General features: G+C 38.2%; 17 protein-coding genes. 15 read left to right on the forward strand and 2 right to left on the reverse strand.

Annotation, left to right across the window (positions count from 1 at the left end):
• Window positions 1–18: 18 nt before the first annotated feature.
• Window positions 19–1,446, forward strand: a complete 1,428-nt coding sequence (locus tag BLP54_RS10535) for an NCS2 family permease (RefSeq protein WP_090169428.1) — start codon at window positions 19–21, stop codon at window positions 1,444–1,446.
• 233 nt (window positions 1,447–1,679) lie between these two features.
• Here the strand turns inward: BLP54_RS10535 and BLP54_RS15855 are convergent, their stop codons facing one another.
• Entirely contained in the window at window positions 1,680–1,856 is a 177-nt protein-coding gene (locus tag BLP54_RS15855) for a YlcI/YnfO family protein (RefSeq protein ID WP_090169429.1), read from the reverse strand.
• Window positions 1,857–2,014: 158 nt separating this feature from the next.
• On the opposite strand from BLP54_RS15855, the gene BLP54_RS10545 reads away from it, so the two are divergent.
• The 8 genes from BLP54_RS10545 (at window position 2,015) to BLP54_RS10570 (ending at window position 8,354) form a co-directional block, all read left to right on the forward strand.
• On the forward strand, window positions 2,015–4,135 hold the full coding sequence (locus tag BLP54_RS10545; RefSeq protein ID WP_090169430.1) for an Ig-like domain-containing protein: 2,121 nt from the start codon (window positions 2,015–2,017) through the stop codon (window positions 4,133–4,135).
• A 781-nt stretch (window positions 4,136–4,916) separates the two neighbouring features.
• The gene (locus BLP54_RS10550; RefSeq protein ID WP_090169432.1) at window positions 4,917–5,270 is read left to right on the forward strand and encodes a type II toxin-antitoxin system RelE/ParE family toxin; all 354 of its coding nucleotides are present in this window, start codon (window positions 4,917–4,919) and stop codon (window positions 5,268–5,270) included.
• A 1-nt stretch (window position 5,271) separates the two neighbouring features.
• Window positions 5,272–5,565: a helix-turn-helix domain-containing protein gene (locus tag BLP54_RS10555; protein ID WP_090169435.1), complete on the forward strand. Its 294-nt coding sequence runs from the start codon at window positions 5,272–5,274 to the stop codon at window positions 5,563–5,565.
• A gap of 81 nt (window positions 5,566–5,646) precedes the next feature.
• Window positions 5,647–5,925, forward strand: a complete 279-nt coding sequence (locus tag BLP54_RS10560) for a hypothetical protein (protein WP_090169436.1) — start codon at window positions 5,647–5,649, stop codon at window positions 5,923–5,925.
• Window positions 5,926–5,932: 7 nt separating this feature from the next.
• Window positions 5,933–6,121 (forward strand): hypothetical protein, encoded by a 189-nt coding sequence (locus tag BLP54_RS15860; protein WP_176754531.1) that lies wholly within the window; start codon window positions 5,933–5,935, stop codon window positions 6,119–6,121.
• Window positions 6,122–6,124: 3 nt separating this feature from the next.
• Complete coding sequence (locus tag BLP54_RS15865; protein ID WP_176754532.1) at window positions 6,125–6,274, forward strand: hypothetical protein; 150 nt, start codon at window positions 6,125–6,127, stop codon at window positions 6,272–6,274.
• Window positions 6,275–6,518: 244 nt separating this feature from the next.
• Window positions 6,519–7,346, forward strand: coding sequence for an Rpn family recombination-promoting nuclease/putative transposase (locus BLP54_RS10565; RefSeq protein WP_090169438.1), 828 nt, complete (start codon window positions 6,519–6,521; stop codon window positions 7,344–7,346).
• Window positions 7,347–7,520: 174 nt separating this feature from the next.
• Entirely contained in the window at window positions 7,521–8,354 is an 834-nt protein-coding gene (locus BLP54_RS10570; RefSeq protein WP_090169440.1) for a hypothetical protein, read from the forward strand.
• A 44-nt stretch (window positions 8,355–8,398) separates the two neighbouring features.
• Here BLP54_RS10570 and BLP54_RS10575 read toward each other — a convergent pair whose 3' ends face one another.
• Window positions 8,399–9,268, reverse strand: coding sequence for a hypothetical protein (locus tag BLP54_RS10575; RefSeq protein WP_090169442.1), 870 nt, complete (start codon window positions 9,266–9,268; stop codon window positions 8,399–8,401).
• Between the two features lie 348 nt (window positions 9,269–9,616).
• Between BLP54_RS10575 and BLP54_RS10580 the strand changes: the two genes are divergently transcribed.
• From BLP54_RS10580 to radA, 6 genes are all read left to right on the forward strand, one after another.
• Entirely contained in the window at window positions 9,617–10,966 is a 1,350-nt protein-coding gene (locus BLP54_RS10580; protein WP_176754533.1) for a right-handed parallel beta-helix repeat-containing protein, read from the forward strand.
• A gap of 170 nt (window positions 10,967–11,136) precedes the next feature.
• Window positions 11,137–11,328, forward strand: coding sequence for a hypothetical protein (locus BLP54_RS10585; protein ID WP_090169446.1), 192 nt, complete (start codon window positions 11,137–11,139; stop codon window positions 11,326–11,328).
• 115 nt (window positions 11,329–11,443) lie between these two features.
• On the forward strand, window positions 11,444–12,880 hold the full coding sequence (locus tag BLP54_RS10590) for a hypothetical protein (RefSeq protein ID WP_090169449.1): 1,437 nt from the start codon (window positions 11,444–11,446) through the stop codon (window positions 12,878–12,880).
• Between the two features lie 14 nt (window positions 12,881–12,894).
• Window positions 12,895–15,333 carry an ATP-dependent Clp protease ATP-binding subunit gene (locus tag BLP54_RS10595; RefSeq protein ID WP_090169451.1) on the forward strand — a complete coding sequence of 813 codons (2,439 nt, stop codon included), beginning with the start codon at window positions 12,895–12,897 and terminating at the stop codon, window positions 15,331–15,333.
• Between the two features lie 97 nt (window positions 15,334–15,430).
• Complete coding sequence (locus BLP54_RS10600) at window positions 15,431–15,844, forward strand: endosialidase (protein ID WP_090169453.1); 414 nt, start codon at window positions 15,431–15,433, stop codon at window positions 15,842–15,844.
• A gap of 77 nt (window positions 15,845–15,921) precedes the next feature.
• A complete protein-coding gene (radA, locus tag BLP54_RS10605; RefSeq protein WP_090169454.1) occupies window positions 15,922–17,307 on the forward strand; it encodes a DNA repair protein RadA in 1,386 nt (461 codons plus the stop codon).
• The last annotated feature ends 479 nt before the right edge of the window (window positions 17,308–17,786 follow it).

Genomic DNA, 17,786 nt, shown 5'->3' on the forward strand with positions numbered 1-17,786 from the left:
ACATAAAAGGAGGAAAATATGTTAGAGAAAAAATTCAAGCTTAGTGCGAACAACACTACAGTGAAGACTGAGGTACTTGCCGGTCTCACAACATTCATGACAATGGCTTATATCATTGCCTTGAATCCAAACATCCTTACAAACTACAAGGCAGGCGGATCTGAGCTCTGGAATGGTGTATTCCTTGCTACATGTATTTCATCTGCAGTTGCTATGTTTGTAATGGCATTCCTTGCTAACAAGCCATTCTGTCTTGCTCCAGGTATGGGTCTCAACTCATTCATGGCAATCGTTATTGGTCAGCTTGTTGCTACTACAGGAATGGGTTATGTGCAATCATTCCAGTCAATGCTTTGCATTATCCTTATTGAAGGTATTGTATTCCTTATCCTTTCACTTCTTAATGTACGTGAAAAGATTGTAGATGCAATCCCACTTGGTATCAGACTTGGTATCTCACCAGCTATCGGTCTTATGCTTCTTAATATTGGCTTTGGTTCAAATGTTTATATTGCTGATTCAAATTACAATCAGTTCTTTGTAATGAAGGATTTCTTTGGAGCTCTTACAGCTTCACATGCTAGAGACGTAATGACAGATGCTTATCCAGTAATGGTTCTTTCAGCTGTCACAATGTTCGTTGGTCTTTTCATTATTGTAGTTCTTGCTACAAAGGGATTTAAGGGTGCTGTTATCACTGGTATGCTTGCAGCTTCAGTTCTTTACTGGGTGTGCGATGCTGTTTTCCTTGGAAATAACCCATTTGCTTCACTTGAGACAGCTTCATTCGTACCAGCTTTTGGCGATATGGCAGCTACTACACTTTTCAAGTTTAATTTTGCAGGACTCGCTCAGATGGGCTGGTTCACAGCAATCACACTTGTTATCACATTCTGTATCATCGATATGTTCGATACAATCGGAACACTTGTAGGTACAGCTTCACGTGCAGGTATGGTTGACCGTGAAGGTAACATGCCAAACATGAAGGAAGCACTTCTTTCTGATTCAGTTGGTACAATCGTTGGTTCATGCACAGGTACTTCTACAGTTACAACATTTATTGAGTCAGCTTCAGGTGTAGAGGCAGGCGGACGTACAGGACTTACAGCACTTACATGCGGTATCGCTTTCCTTCTTTGCATCTTCCTTGCACCAATCGCTGCAATCATTCCAGCAGCAGCTACATCAGCAGCACTTATTTATGTTGGTGTACTTATGATGACAGGTCTTAAGAAGGTAAACTTTGATGATCTTTCAGTTTGTGTACCAGTTACTATCATGCTTATCGGTATGCCAATCTCAGGTTCAATCGGACATGGTATCGGTCTTGCAATGATTTCTTACACATTCATTAAGGTATTTACAGGCAAGGCTAAGGAAGTATCAGGACTTACTTATGTAATTTCAGTTCTTTTCCTTATCAAGTTCTTCTTAGCAGTTTAGTCTCATGCCTCCCGGCACCGAAGGTGACTGATGAGGTGTTAAAAAGCCAGTGGTTTTCATACCGCTGGCTTTTTTGATTTTAAAATAGAGAAATGATATTAAATGCAAAAATCACAAACCATCACAAACAATCACAAAATAAAAAAATAATCACAAACCATCACAAACAATCACAAGATGTTAATCTATGGCGCTGATAAAAAATAAAGCGTATTGCATTTTGCAATACGCTTTTATTTTTTGTCTTTCTCCATATTATCTAAAGCATATTCACAGGCTTGTATTACAAATCCTGAGAAGGTAACTTCATTTCCTGTAATAGCTTTCTCGATTCTATTTATCAAATCTAGTGGAAATCTTATTGTTTTGTTCTCAGTTTCTTTTTTGTCTGATTTTAGTATAAATGCCATAAATTTCTCCTTTCTTCATACTTTCATATTAATTGTGTGAAAAAATTATGAAACAACGCAAATTGCATGGCAACTGCATTGCAAATAGCAATGCATAGAGTTACAATACATAACAGACACGGGTTCATACCCGAAAATTGTAGAAAGGGGACTTTTACATGAAGAACAGAAAGTTTTTGGCAACTTTTTCGCTCTCTCTCGTAGTTGCTGCAGCAACAGTATTCTGTACAATGCCTGTACAGGCTGCAGAACTTTCAATGGCGAAAAGTGCCGCACAGGTTAGCTATGGAAATGTTTCAGCTTCTGAAAGAGCAGTACTTAAGAGTTTATTCGATTATGAGTACTACAAGAAGATGAATCCAGACGTAGTTGCTAAGTTTGGAGACAACAAAGATGCGTTGTTCAATCATTTCGTAAGATGCGGATTGTATGAGGGACGTTCTTTAAGTGCTAATTTCAATGTTAGTGCTTACGCTAGTGCTTATTCTGATTTAAAGGGAAAATTTGGATCAGATATTATTAAGTACTATATCCACTACGCAGCAATCGGTTCTAAGGAGAATCGTCCTGTTACTACATTAGCAGCAGCTGCTAAGGCTGGTGTTACAGTAACATCTATCGCAGATTCAACTGTAGTTCTTACTCCTGCAGCTATTACTTATGCTGAGGCAAATGGAATTACAGATCCTGCAGCAGCTATGGCAGCAGCTCCAAAGGCATCTAGTTCAAGCTCAAGCAGCTCATCTGGCGGATCTTCAGGTGGAAGCAGTAGTTCAAGTAGCTCAAGTAGCTCATCATCTAGTTCAAGTTCATCATCTGGTTCTGAATCGTCAGGTTCAGGTGGTAGTTCTGAATCAGGCTCAGGTGAAAGTGGTGAGATTTCAACAGATCCAACATTAGCAGCTACAGCAACAGTATATGTAGGAGAAACTACAACATTAACAATTGCGAATCTTCCAGCAGAAGCAACAGTAGTTTGGGCATCTAGTCCTGAAATCGTTGCAACAGTAGAAGACGGAGTAGTAACTGGTAAATCAGCAGGAACAGCTACTGTTACTGCAACAATTAATGATGGAGAATTAACATTAACATGTACAGTAACAGTAACAGAGCCTGAAACACCTGAGCAGATTGCAGCAAAAGTGTCAGCAGACAAGTTAGCAATCGAAGACGCTACTTATACAGCATTTAATGCTACAGTAGGAGATGATGATACAGCATTTAGAACAGCTGTATTGACAACTGCAAATGATGCAGCTACTAATTATGATTGGACTATTTCAAATGTAAGTGGATTTGTAACAACAGATGCCACAGCTGAAGCGATTGAAGTAACAGTAACATTTGCAACAACAGCAAGCGAAACTGTAACAGCAACAGCAACAGTTGAATTAAATGTAGCAGAGCCAGTAGCAGTAACAGCAATTGCAGTTACAGGAGCTGAGAGCGCTACAACAGTAGCAGCAGGTAGTTCATTGCAGATGAGCGCAGCTGTTACACCTGATAATGCAACTGATAGTTCGGTAGTATGGTCAGCAGTAGATTCATCTGATGCTGCAATTACTGGAGTTTCAATTAGTACTTCAGGATTATTATCTGTAGAAAGCACTGTAGCAGCTGGAACAGAAATCAAAGTAAAGGCAACGAATACAGCAAGTGGTGTTGTGGGTCAGACAACAATCACAACAACAGCTGCCGCTGATCCAGGAACACCAGATCCAGACCCAGATCCAGATCCAGTATCTTATATAATTACATATGATTATGCTGGAGGAACAGTAGAAACAGCTAACCCAACAAGTTATACAGTTGGTTCTGATGCTATCAGCCTAAATGTACCAACAAAGAGTGGATTTACATTTGCAGGTTGGACAATTACAATTGGTGGAAATACAACTGCTGCAAGTACAACAGTTCAGTTATCAGATGAGACAATCACAGGACCTGCAACTGTAACAGCAACATGGACAGCAAATTCAATACCTGCATCTATTCAAGTTACTGGAGTTACTGATGATGCACTCACTATAACAAAATCTGGTGACACAGCGACAGCTGATATTACGGTTACCGTAGATCCAGGAACAGAAGAGGTAACAACGTTTACTGTTGTATCAGAAAATGCCGCTGTAACAGTAGCAGATTCAACATTTACAATTAATGCACAAGGCAATATAGTTACATTAACAGGAACAGCAAATACAACAGATGCTGTTAATGTTGCAATTACTTGTGGAACAGCATCAAAGACTATTGCTGTTACTGTAGAAGGATTTTAGGATAACCCATAATATAGAATAAATTGTGCTGAATTAGCATTAAGTATTAAAAAATGGTTGGGTAAAGTCCTTACAAAAACATTATTTAAGGCACAAAGTGCTAAAACTCTTTCAATATTTTTCATGGGGTAGGGCAAATCGGTACTGTGATTTGCTATACCACAAAAAAATAGCTTTTTATATCTTCAACCAGGTATAAAAAATACATTCCTACACAAATGGGGGACCCGTCGTAATCCGCGGGTCTCCCGTGTTGTTTATATTCTAAAGTAACACCTTATCACAGAAAATCAGTTCTGTAAAAATCCTTGCTTTATCACAAAACATCCTATAAATCCTATAAATAATTTTATCTGCGATAATCTAGCCTCATTTTGCACAGCATTTATCGCAAACATTCCCAGAAATCTTAATATTAAATATCCCTGCGATAAAAGTAGCCACAAATCTCCGCATCTTTATCGCAAATAAACGAAGAATTCTCGTATGTAGACATCTCTGCGATAAACCTATCCACCCCCCCATGCAAATAAAACTCACCTCACATAAAGAGGAAGAGATATCATCTCAAACATGTCTTGACTTCTATTATCTATGATAGTAATATCCTTCCTGTGATACTGACAATTTCTATATGGTTCATTGACTTGCAAAATTGCAGGTCTCTTTTGTGGTATTCAGCCACGCAATAATCCTATTTTTAATGGAAAAATAAAGAATAAATAAGAATTGGAGGTTTATTGACGATATGATATATATATCATATAATTAAAAATATTAAATGAACGAATTTAAGGTAGAATTATATCAAAAGGCTAATTTAGAGTGCCCAGTTGAAGAATTTTTGGATGCATGCACAAAAGAAATGAGAGCTAAGATTACTGGAGATATTTTGGTTCTACAAGAAAAGGGAAATGCAATGCGTGCACCATATACAAAGTATTTGGAAGATGGAATATTTGAATTGAGAACTAAACAAGGCTCAAACATTTCTCGGGTGTTATTTTTCTTTTATTATGGTGGAAAAATAATACTTACGAATGGATTTATAAAGAAATCACAGAAAACTCCTAGAAGAGAAATTGATTTAGCAAAGAAGTATCGTTCGGACTATTTAGAAAGGAATAGCAAGTGATATGAAGAGTTTTGACAGTTATTTAGATGAACAACTTAAAGATCCTGAGTTTAAAAAAGAATGGGATGCTATACAGCCTGAGCTTGATATTAAGCGTGCAATAATTGATGCTAGGATTCAAAGAAATCTCACACAGAAGGAATTGGCCGAAATTACCGGAATAGGACAGGCTGATATAAGTAGACTTGAAAATGGAACTAGAAATCCATCTGTTAATCTTTTGAAAAGGTTAGCTGATGGGTTGGGTATGGATTTAAAAATAGAATTTGTTCCTAGGCAAGCTAAAATGAGATAGTAAAGGCGCCTTGAGTACTTGAAATGTTAATAAGATTAGTTTCATATACTTACAAACAATATCTGAAGGAGGATGTTAGAAATGGAAGAAAATATTAAAAAGCCAAAAGCAAAGGAGCCATATGCATTCTCTGTAAACATATCTGAAGAAGAGCGTGCGGCTACAGCTAGAAGAGAGGCTAGGGCAGATGAACTTGGTATAAAACTATATTTGTTGGATGCTAATGATAAAATTGATGCAGAGCTACAACAACTCGAAGATTATATCCTAGAAAATTTTATTGATTTGGATTTAGATGTTCCAGAAGATTTAAAGGAAAAATATATTAAGTTAAAGAAAATTCTTGAAGATAATAGGTGATATTTTTATGGGGCGCCCCCACACGGGCGCCTTTGATTTTTACATGAGAACAAAGAAGATTTTTTCTGTTGCTTTATGTGCAATGCTCTCTTTTGCTATGTTCTTAAGCTTTGCTCCAACAGCAAAGGCTGACGAGCTTACACAGGCAAAAGATTCAAGTCAGGTTCATTACGGAACAGTTTCTGCCGAGGACTAGGCAATGCTTGCTACACTTTTCAATGCTGATAATTACAAATATCTGAATCCAGATGTAGTTGCAGCATATCGTCATTATTCAACAACAGGTATTGCAGAAAAGAGAGACATTACCACTCTTCAAAAGGCGGCAGCGGAGAATAATATTGTTTAAATTTTTAGGATTATAGTTATAATAGGGCTCAGTGCATAGGCACTGGGCCCTGATTATGTACAAACTTTTTTAACAACTTATTGCATATCTAAAATTATTATGTTAATATTCTCATGCTCATATCTTTGAGTTTCGTTTTTTTATCTAAAGTTATATTGTTGACAGAGATTTCCCAAAGAAATTCTTAAAATTAATAGTTAAGTCATTTGTTATTTGTGTTGAGAATAGGGCAGGAGGTAATGATTTGAAGACCCTACAGGAATTAACACTACTGGACAAATTTTTATTTGATGAAGCAATGGAGGACAGCGAAACCTATGAAGCATTGCTCAGAATTATTTTAGGAGATGAGGAGCTGAATCTTCTTACGCAATCTCAGACTGAAAAGGAATTTAGAACAGCGCCATGGCTCAGATCTATAAGGGTTGATGTATTTGCCATGGATGAAAATTCCACCATTTATAATACAGAGATGCAAAAGGAAAAGAGAGATGATCTGATTAAGAGGTCAAGGTATTATCAGGCATTGATAGACTCATCTTTACTGGCGCCTGGAGAGGTAGATTTTAACAATATTAAAAACACCACAATTATAATGATTACTCCATTTGATATGTTTGGCTTGGGAAAATACGTATATGCTTTCGAATATGGATGTACAGATTTTCCAGAACTTAAACTTGAGGATGGTGCCAGACGAATATTCATTAATACTCATGGAAAGAATCATGAAGATGTTTCTTCGGAATTCCTTGCGCTCATGAAATTCATTGAATATAATGAAAATGAAGAAACTATCATTGAATCTTCGCCAAATCTGGACAAAATCAAAGCCAGAGTTTCACAGGTGAAGGCTAGTGAGGAAGTGGGTGTAAAGTTTATGCAAAGATGGGAAGAAGAAGCTATCATCAGGCACGATGCTGAAGAAAAAGGCATAGAAAAAGGGACAGATAATACCAGAATTGAATCCATCAGAAACCTCATGAAGAATCTAAAGCTCACCGCCGAAAAAGCGATGGAAGCTCTGGATATTCCTAAAACTGATTATGAAAAATATAAATCTATGCTTTAAGCTGACTTAAGAATCATAGGACTTGACGCTATCCGTCAGGTCCTTTTTGTATTTAGTAACTTGGTTCTTTCATAGAAATATGCATATGATTATTCTGCAATTATTGACGACATAAAACACTATATATAAAATAATACTCAGATATACAAAAATATGGCAAAGGGGGATTAATGTATGAATGTTGTTAGTTGGTTTGTTAAAAACTATGGTGCCATTTCAGCCGTCGTTGGCCCACTTATCATTATGGGATGGAGCCTGTGGCATGCCACGCAGATGAATGAGATAGAGGTGCTGATGGCTGGCAATGAGTGGCAGAAGAAAAAAGACATAGGAAGGGCGCTGGTAGTTTTCTTGACTATGTATTTTTGTAACTGGAGCATGGGGTTGTCTATGTCAGAAAACGTAGCCATGGTATTGTTGCTTATAGCTACATTGTTTTTAATAGTGTTTGTAGTGTGTTTGATTATTAATGCTATCAATAAAAGTAAAAAAGTTATGGGTGTAGGCAATGCTTTTTTACTTGTTAGTATTTTCTTTACAGGATGGCTTTTCTCTTGGTATGGCTACAGATATGTAAGTGATGAGAAAAACACTCTTCCTAGTGGTAAGTATGTGGTATATCTAGTGTTTATACTTGCGGTAACATTGATGGTAGGGCTTTGCACACTGTTGTTTATATCTACTATTAAAAAGCACAGCCGTATTCTCTTGCGTTTACGTGATTTTAAGCCTGAGGATAAAGAGCTCTACGTGTACTCTAGAGTAGGAGAGGATTTGATCTGTGGTACTGATTCTGATATTTATAAAGCAAAGGATATAATCATAGTACCTGCTGAACGTGTTAAGGAAAAAGGTTATTCCTACTGTTTTACCAATATCACTTCAGATGAATCTGGAGAGGATAAAAAGCAAAATAAAAAATCTACAATAATCAATATTGAAGCAGATAGTGTTATAGTGACAAAATCTGAAAAAAGTTCAGACGAGAAAGAAGATAGCGAGGCATAATATTAGGGGCGCCCATAACGGACGCCCCATATTTTATGTTTGGATTAAAGCATTTTTAAAAGACTTGCTCGCTCGTTCTCAGGAATTTCTAATATATCCATAGCCTGCTCAGTACTTATATTCATATTTTTTATAATTTTCTTTAGAGACTCAAGCTTACCTTCAAGCTTGCCTTCAAGCTTACCTTCAAGCTTACCTTTTAGCTCTTTTTCCTCCAATTCATCTTTAAACAATTCTCTTAATGCTTCACACATACCATCTTCCTCCTTTACTGAACTAAAAGATGCTCTGTTAATAGGGAAACACACATCCAATATGGCATCAATATTATTTATATCACCTTGAGTTCTATATTTTTTTGTTTCAGAAACAAATCTTTTAATATCATTGATTTTAGCTTGCTTCTTTAAAATCTTCAAAGCACAGCATGAATCATCTTTTATTTGGCTAGTTACAACTACTTGAACAGGTATTGTAAAAATCCCTTCTACAAAATAGATCCCAGGTGCAGGTTTAGAGATAGTTGCACCATCTATCTTCAGCTGCTGAAACATTTCCCTTGGATAACTATCCCTGAAAATTGAAACAGTTATGTCACATAAAGGTATTTCATTAACCTTCTTGCCAAGTCCTTTATAAATCAATGCATAGCCAACAGATTTGTAGAAATCATCTACAGATAATTCATCTTCTGGACTTTTATATTCGATTATGTTGTATCTTCTGAATATGCTTGCAAAAGAAGAGGAGATTATCTCATCTGTGTTCTTCTTTATAATAAGCATATCCATTCTTAGCGGTTTTCTTGATAGCTCGAATTCAGTGATAAATTCAAGGTTATCTCTGTAATCTCTAAGCTCCAGCTCGATACCACTATAAAAAGCTGGATGCCATTGAATTTTCTTTTTCTTCAATTAAGTTCTCCTTCATTATAATTTAAAAATTTGTACATTCAAAGGAAAACTTTATCTAGGTTTTCATATTGGTTAATGCCTCCCTTCGACAGGAAAAAATGGATATAAAAAACAGACAAACCTTTCTAGAAGTTTGTCTGCCCAATAATCAAAGCCAACCAAATATAAAATGCACCTAGCGATAAATTGTATTACGAAATCGTACTTAATGCTATACAAAAATACACTGCTTTTGTTATTAAACTATTGTTGATGATGCTATCATCTATAATAATTACAAAAAAGTTACAAAAATATTTAAAATATGTTATAATCGACAGGAACACAACTTTGTTGAAAGGAGAATTGATGAAGAAAAGATTATTATTGCTTTCCTCGGTTCTGGTAGCACTTGTTGCTTTGGGAAGTACCTCTATCACTACGGAAGCAAAGAATAGTCCAAAAGTTATCGAGGTAGGCAAGGACACTAAAACAATTACTCAGGCCATTGAAGCTGCTGAATCGGGGGATACCATTTTAGTTCCTGCCAGAGTGTATAAGGAACAGCTTTATATTGATCAGGAGAAAAGTGGAATCACTATTAAAGGTGAGAACGGTACAATTTTAGATGGTTCAGGTATCAAGCCCGGCAGAAACACTGGCACCATGGTTTACATTAATGCATCAAATGTCACTATAGAGAATCTGGAAATCACTGGTCTCTACATAAACAAGCCATCTGCGAAGGTTGCTCCTATTGGTATTGAGGTTGGTGAGTCTTCTTGTAATGTCACAATCTCCAGATGCAAAATCCATGATATGGGTTGCAAATATGTAGATGATTCCGAGAATTACAATGCTCACGGAATACTGGTTTCAAGTGATCCTGATGATAACAGGCACCCGATTTCTAATATTGATATATTAAATTGTGAACTATACAATCTTAACCTTGGCCAGAGCGAGACCATTGCCATTAATGGATATGTCAAAGGCTTTGAGATTTCAGGTAATTACATACATGACTGTGACAATATTGGAATTGACGCTATAGGTTATGAGCATTCCACTAAAAATAAAAACGATACCGCCAAAAGAGGTAGTATTCATGATAATACCGTTGTAAATATTTCTTCTGACCCAGCTACAAATGTTACTTATGATTGTAAGTGCGCCGGTGGGATTTATGTTGATGGAGGACAGGATATCGATATCTATGATAATTTTGTTATGAATTGTGATATTGGTATAGAAGTGTCCTGTGAGCACAAAGGAAAAAACACCCGTGATATTAATGTCACAAATAATACACTGGTCAATAATGATGGCTACGCTGGAATTAGTATTGGAGGTAGTGACAGAAGAAACGGAACTGCCGTTGATTGCAGATTTTCACGTAACACTGTGCTGAATTCTGAGAACAGCTGCATGGTGGTGCAGAATGCCAGCGATGCCACCAATGTCGTTGAAAACAATCTGTTTATTGCAGCCAATGATGCAAAGGTTTATTCAGAGACCCTTGGTAGAAAAAGTCATGGGAACACTATAAAGGATAATTTGGCTAATAAAAATATCCAGTCAGGCTCCAACAATCAGGTGATAAATATTGACAGCGTTGTTGTTGATGATAAGAATCAGCTTGTCACCGTAGAAACTGATGCATTCATTACTAATAACTCTTCTGATAGTACAGTTCTTCCTGGAGGAGTAGAAGATTAAACTACCTATATGATATGAAAGGATGTTGCTTTGGCGACATCCTTTTTTGTGTTCCAACACAATCAGCTGATATAACAAAAAGGAACATATATTCGTACATAAATAAGGACACTCGAAAGAATTATACTCTTATCATCCTAAAGATAGCTTATGAACGGAGGTACTTATTTATGAGAAAAAGATTAGACAAAGAACTGATAGTTTCTTTTGCTGTTTTGGCATTATCCTTTGCTTTAGGAATAATATTTCTTATTCTATTCATTTTTGGTATAGATTTGTCTGAACATACCGCTGGAATAGTAGGTTCTTATTCGGGATTATCAGGTGGTATATGGCTCTTTTTACTTTGCCGGAACTGTTGACTATGAATTGACGTTTATCTATAATTAAATTATCTATATATAGTGTGATATAAGGGGCTCAGTAGCAATCTCTAGTGTTGTTGCACCTGTCACAGGAAATGGAAGGTAATTTGTTATGAATAAATTGATGAGAAGAACAATTAGTGTTTTAGCTATAGTTATGCTCGTTTTTGCTATGAATATTGTGGTATTCGCTCAGGGCACCACTATGATTGCAGTTTCTAAGAATTCTCCTGCCGTTGGAGATAAGGTTACAGTGTCTGTTACAGCTTCAGAGTCAGGCACTATCACTGTCAAATATACATCAGCTATGCTTACCTTTGTTAGCTGCACAGGCTCTGGATACACCACCTCTGGTAATTCAGTTTCTTTCTCTGGAAAGTCAGGTGATGTTGTTTTCACAGCTGCAGCATCAGGCACAGCATCTATCATAGTTTCATCTACTTCATGCTCAGGTAGCAGTACTACACTTTCAATAGGTGGTGGTGCCGCACCAGCAGAGCCAGCAGCACAGGAAACAACAGCAGCACAGGAGACTACAGAGGTAGCAGTAGAAGAAGAGCCAGTAGCAGAGGCGGCACCAGCGGAGGAGGCTCCAGCAGAAGTTGCTGCAACACCAGCAGAAGGTGCAGTTGGTACGCTTAATGGTAGCGGCGGCTTCGATATTAATGGTGTTTCATACGTTGTATCAGAACGTTACTCAGATTCAGAAATGCCATCAGGCTTTTCAAAGACTACAGTTACAATTGGCTCTAGCACCTACAGCGAGCCTACAAATGGAAACATCACACTTCTTTATTTAAAGCCAGCTGATAATACTGCAGGTTCAGGTGTTTTCTATTTATATAATGCAGAAGCTGGTACAGTTTCAGAATTTTTAATGCTTGGTTCATCTAAGAATTATGTTATTGTTTCATCTTCAAACGAAGGTCCTTCAGCTGACTTCACACCTACTTCACTTGAGGTTACAGGTGGCACAGCTACAGCCTATACACTTGGCGGTTCAGATTTCTACTATGTATATGGTACAAATAACGCAGGCGCCACAGGTTGGTTTGTATACGATAGCGCTAATCAGACAGTTTCAAGAATGGACGAAGCGCTCCTTTCTTTAGCAGGTTCTGGAAGCAGTGCAGATGTAGACGATACAGCAGCTGCTGTAAATGATAATGTAGATATTTATGTTAGTAAGCTTGATACCTATCGCAAGGTAATCATGGGACTTATTATTTTCTGTGTCATCCTTGTATTCTTACTAATCAATTCTTTTGTTAAGTCTCGCGACAAAGAAGATGATTTCGATGGAGATGTATTTGCAGAAGCTCCAGAGAAGACAAAAACACCACGCAGATTACCTCGTTCAATTGTATTCAATCGTCATTCAAGGGAAGAGGATGAAGAGGAGGATTACGATGAAGAGGAATACGAAGATGAGAAAGAATATGATGATGAGTACGAGGATGCTCGTTCTACAACATATATTGAGTCAGCTTCAAACTATGATTCTCGTAGAAACTCAAGCTTAAATATGATGGATCTTAATGATCTTTAATAAAGGAGAAGATAATGGAATATTCAAAGCAGGCGAAACGAGCTATTTCAGGTGCATCAAAACTTTCAAAATCACTGCAGCATAGCTATGTCGGTACAGAACACCTCCTTATCTCTATCATAGAACAGGAGAATTCTCTTGCTGCCAAGGTTTTGAATTCTAATGGTGTAGACAAACAGGCTCTTCTTAAGTTAGTGGAGGAGCTTATCTCTCCAGGTGGAGATGTGGTAATCAGGGAAAGAGATGGCTACACTCCAAAGATGGAGCAGCTTTTAGACCATGCAGCTGATGAGGCTGAAAAGTGCAATTCTAAAACTATAGGTACAGAGCACCTTCTTCTTGCAATGATTCGTATGCAGGATTGTTCTGGTGCAAGACTTCTCAATTCATTGGATGTTAACCCACACAAGCTTTTCTCAGAGCTTGTAGCAGGAATGGGTGCAGAAGGCACTGTATATAAGGAAGAAATGCAGGCTATTAACAGTGGCCGTGCAAGACGTAATGAAGTATCATATTTGGATCAGTTTTCTCGTGATCTTACAGCTATGGCTGAAGAGGGCGAGTTGGATCCTATAGTTGGACGTGATACAGAGATTCAGCGTGTTATTCAGATTTTATCTAGACGAGGAAAGAACAATCCTTGTCTTATCGGTGAGCCAGGTGTTGGTAAGACAGCCATCGTTGAAGGCTTGGCTCAGCGTATAGTTGAAGGAAATGTTCCTGATTCTGTTAGCGACCTTCGAGTGCTTTCACTGGATTTATCAGGTATGGTTGCAGGATCAAAATACCGTGGTGAATTCGAAGAGCGAATCAAAAAGGTTATCGCAGAAGTTGTTGAAGAGGGGAATATCCTTCTCTTTATCGACGAGATTCATACACTTATCGGTGCTGGTGGAGCAGAAGGTGCTATTGATGCCTCTAATATTTTAAAGCCAGCAATGGCTCGTGGCGAGATTCAGATTCTCGGTGCTACTACCATTACAGAATATCGTAAATACGTAGAAAAGGATGCGGCTCTCGAGAGACGTTTCCAGCCAGTTATGATTGAAGAGCCTTCTGAGGAGGAGACTATCGAAATCCTTAAGGGCGTTAGATATCTTTACGAAGAACATCACGGAGTTGTCATCCCAGACGAGGCTGTTGAAGCATGTGTTACTTTATCAGAAAGATACATTGCTGATAGATTCCTTCCTGATAAAGCTATTGATTTAATGGATGAAGCAGCAGCTTCATTGAAGCTTTCTTTTGTAAAGCGCGTACCTAAGGATGACACTCTGATTACTCAGATTCAGCAGTTGGCTGATGACATGGAGCAGGCTATCATTGATGGTGACATAGCTCAGGCTAGTATCATCAAAAAGCAAAAGGACGAGCTCGTTGCAAAGAAGGAAGCAGAGGACAAGAAGGCTGCTAAAAAGCGTAAAGCAAAACCTGCTGTTCTTACAGAAAATGATGTTGCTACAGTTGTAGCTCTTTGGACAAAGATTCCAGTTGCAAAGCTTACAGAGCAGGAGTCTGTGCGCCTTAGAAAAATAGAAAGCATTTTACATAAGAGAGTAATTGGTCAGGAGGAAGCTGTTTCTGCGGTTGCAAGAGCAGTCCGCCGTGGTCGTGTTGGATTAAAAGAAAAGGGACGTCCTATTGGTTCGTTCTTATTCTTAGGACCTACAGGTGTAGGTAAAACAGAGATTTCCAAAGCTTTGGCTGAGGCTGTCTTTGGAACAGAATCTTCTATGATTCGTGTTGATATGAGTGAGTACATGGAGAAACACTCTGTGTCAAAGATGATTGGATCACCTCCAGGATATGTTGGTTACGATGAGGGCGGTCAGCTTTCTGAAAAGGTTCGCCGAAATCCATATTCGGTAATCCTTTTTGATGAGATTGAAAAGGCACACCCTGATGTATTCAATGTCCTTCTTCAGATTTTGGATGACGGTCACGTTACAGATTCTCAGGGACGTAAAGTAGACTTTAAAAATACTATCATTATCATGACATCTAATGCTGGTGCCCAGGCTATTATTGAGCCAAAGAAGCTTGGCTTTGCATCAAAGGAGGATGCCAACAAAGATTACGAATTCATGAAAAATGGCGTTATGGAAGAGGTGAAGCGTATCTTCAAGCCAGAATTCCTGAATCGTATTGATGAGACTATCGTATTCCGTGCTCTTACCAAGGACGATATGAAGCAGATTGCCGGACTTCAGGTTAAGCAGTTTGTTGCACGTTGCAAGGAGCAGATGGATATCGATGTATCTATCCCTGTTGCTGTAAAGACATGGATTGTAGAAAAAGCATATGATCCTAAATATGGTGCCAGACCTATCCGCCGCAAGATTCAGACTTCCCTCGAGGATGTTATGGCAGAAGAGATTCTTGCAGGCAAATTCAAGTCTGGTGATTCCGTAAAGGCTAAGGTTAAAGCGGACACTGTTGTTTTTGAAAAATAATAATTTTCACGCAGTCATTTATTGTTAAAACCAAATTCCTTTGCTATAATTTGCATAAGACAATCTGCAATTAAGCAGTGGCATAGGAGGAGTAAGGATGGCTGTTATTAGCGAGTTAATTCGCACTGAAGCAGATGGAAGTATCAGCTTTGGCGATTACACCTTGGCTGACAAGAAAAAGCTTGAGGATTTTAAACACGAAGGGGATTTGTACAAGGTAAAGACTTTTTCAGACATTACCAAGCTCGAGAAAAACGGAATGTTTGTATACGAGTCAGTGCCAGGCACAGCAGTTGAAAAGTTCAATTGCACATCAGATGCTGTTTCCTTTACAGTAGAGGGTAAAGGCGATGCGATGATTACCTTGGAGCTGGAACCAGAAACAGAGTACGCTATTACTGTTGGTGGTTCTGATGCCGGACAAATGAAGACTAATCTTGGAGGAAAGCTTAATTTATCAGTAGAGCTTGATCCAGGGGTTGCTGTTGAAGTACAGGTAAAGAGAATTTAATAAACTATAAAATCAATTAATCAATCTTCCCATTTATATAATAAGTGGGAAGATTTTTTGTAAAGGAGAGAATAATTATGGCAAAGAAAAATGTTTCAGTTTTTTTCTGTCAGGAATGTGGTAACGAAACTTCAAAGTGGTCTGGTCAGTGCCCAGCATGTGGGGCGTGGAACAGTCTTGTTGAGGAAATAGTAGATAAGACAAAAGTTAAGGCTAGAGCGAAAGTGGCAGACGTTGCACCTACAAAGCTTATTGATGTTACTGCCTCAAACGAGCATCGTATATCTACTAATATAGAAGAGTTCGACCGTGTATTAGGCGGAGGAATTGTCCCTGGCTCCATGGTACTCGTGGGAGGAGATCCAGGTATTGGTAAGTCTACACTTTTGTTACAGACCTGCCGTCTGCTTTGCCAGTCAGGTGTAAATGTCATGTATGTTTCAGGCGAAGAGTCTCTCCAGCAAATTAAAATTCGAGCTGATCGTCTTGGTCAGTTCAATGATAAGCTTGATTTATTCTGCGAGACAAATCTCGATACAATAAAAGCCGTTGTAGAACGCGAAAAGCCAACGGTTCTTATTATTGACTCTATTCAGACCATGTACAATGAGGCTGTGGGTTCAGCTCCAGGTTCAGTTACTCAGGTAAGAGAGTCTACAAGTGTTCTCATGGAAATCGCAAAAGTACAGGGAATAGCTGTGTTTATAGTTGGACACGTTACAAAAGAAGGAACTGTTGCAGGACCACGTGTGTTGGAACACATGGTAGATACAGTTTTATACTTTGAAGGTGATAGACACGCTTCTTATAGAATTCTTCGTGGCGTCAAGAATCGATTTGGCTCTACAAATGAAATTGGTGTGTTTGAAATGCGTGACACAGGTCTTGCAGAGGTTAAAAATCCATCTGCAGTTATGCTGGATGGACGCCCAGAGAATGCCGAGGGCTCTATTGTTACTTGCGCCATGGAGGGTACACGCCCAATCCTTGTTGAAATTCAGTCTCTTGTTAGCAAAACAGCCTTCGAAATTCCAAGAAGAATGGCCACAGGCTGTGATTATAACAGAGTAAACCTTTTAGTTGCTGTATTAGAGCGTATGCGCGATACAAAAGCTAACAAATCCTGCGGAATATTTCTTGGTCGTTCAGATATATATGTAAATATTGCCGGTGGAATGCGTATCAATGAGCCCGCAATCGATTTAGCTATTGCCATGGCTATTTATTCAAGCGAAAAGGACATACCTATGGATTCAGGCACAATTGTATTTGGTGAAATAGGATTGTCTGGTGAGGTACGTTCTGTGTCTATGGCAGAACAGAGAGTCAGGGAAGCAAAGAAGCTTGGATTTAAAAAGGCGATTATTCCATATTCCAACCTCGCGGGTGTCAAGGGAATAGAAGGTATAGAGGTAGTTGGTGTGGCAAATGTAAAGGAAGCGGTAGATGCTATATCTCGTTAGCTAATATTGTGATTAGAGCTACATATAGGGGTGATACAGTTTAATTGTAAAAATAATTGATACAATTCACACAAATCATACAAATTAGCCTTTTGAGGCGAATAGATTTACTTTAAAAAATCACAGAATATCTGTTGACACTGGGGTTTCAGGATGATATTATAATCGAGCACTGAGGGACAGCAAGTCACACAGAGCAAACGAAGATTGATAACTGAACAGTGAAACAAACCTTGAATTAATACATTTTCAAAATGAAACATGTATCCTTGAAATTCATTTAGTTTCTAAGACGAAACAAAAACCTTTATTAAAGGGTGAGGATTTTCAAAACTTGATTTTGAAAATCATTGCCTAGTAAGAATCTCTGATTCTTACATATCAAGTAAACAAGTCAGTTTTATACTGATTCGGAATTAAACTTTTAAACATGAGAGTTTGATCCTGGCTCAGGATGAACGCTGGCGGCGTGCTTAACA

This window comes from Pseudobutyrivibrio sp. 49, assembly GCF_900100545.1.
In the GTDB taxonomy this organism is placed as follows: domain Bacteria; phylum Bacillota; class Clostridia; order Lachnospirales; family Lachnospiraceae; genus Pseudobutyrivibrio.

Excerpts from the sequence above, each read along its gene's own strand:
- BLP54_RS10585 (WP_090169446.1), top strand. The coding sequence starts at position 11,137 with ATGAGAAAAAGATTAGACAAAGAACTGATAGTTTCTTTTGCTGTTTTG.
- BLP54_RS10590 (WP_090169449.1), top strand. The coding sequence starts at position 11,444 with ATGAATAAATTGATGAGAAGAACAATTAGTGTTTTAGCTATAGTTATG.
- BLP54_RS10550 (WP_090169432.1), top strand. The coding sequence starts at position 4,917 with ATGAACGAATTTAAGGTAGAATTATATCAAAAGGCTAATTTAGAGTGC.
- BLP54_RS15855 (WP_090169429.1), bottom strand. The coding sequence starts at position 1,856 with ATGGCATTTATACTAAAATCAGACAAAAAAGAAACTGAGAACAAAACA.
- BLP54_RS15860 (WP_176754531.1), top strand. The coding sequence starts at position 5,933 with ATGGGGCGCCCCCACACGGGCGCCTTTGATTTTTACATGAGAACAAAG.
- BLP54_RS10535 (WP_090169428.1), top strand. The coding sequence starts at position 19 with ATGTTAGAGAAAAAATTCAAGCTTAGTGCGAACAACACTACAGTGAAG.
- BLP54_RS10580 (WP_176754533.1), top strand. The coding sequence starts at position 9,617 with ATGAAGAAAAGATTATTATTGCTTTCCTCGGTTCTGGTAGCACTTGTT.
- BLP54_RS15865 (WP_176754532.1), top strand. The coding sequence starts at position 6,125 with ATGCTTGCTACACTTTTCAATGCTGATAATTACAAATATCTGAATCCA.
- BLP54_RS10555 (WP_090169435.1), top strand. The coding sequence starts at position 5,272 with ATGAAGAGTTTTGACAGTTATTTAGATGAACAACTTAAAGATCCTGAG.
- BLP54_RS10600 (WP_090169453.1), top strand. The coding sequence starts at position 15,431 with ATGGCTGTTATTAGCGAGTTAATTCGCACTGAAGCAGATGGAAGTATC.
- radA (WP_090169454.1), top strand. The coding sequence starts at position 15,922 with ATGGCAAAGAAAAATGTTTCAGTTTTTTTCTGTCAGGAATGTGGTAAC.
- BLP54_RS10560 (WP_090169436.1), top strand. The coding sequence starts at position 5,647 with ATGGAAGAAAATATTAAAAAGCCAAAAGCAAAGGAGCCATATGCATTC.
- BLP54_RS10545 (WP_090169430.1), top strand. The coding sequence starts at position 2,015 with ATGAAGAACAGAAAGTTTTTGGCAACTTTTTCGCTCTCTCTCGTAGTT.
- BLP54_RS10570 (WP_090169440.1), top strand. The coding sequence starts at position 7,521 with ATGAATGTTGTTAGTTGGTTTGTTAAAAACTATGGTGCCATTTCAGCC.
- BLP54_RS10595 (WP_090169451.1), top strand. The coding sequence starts at position 12,895 with ATGGAATATTCAAAGCAGGCGAAACGAGCTATTTCAGGTGCATCAAAA.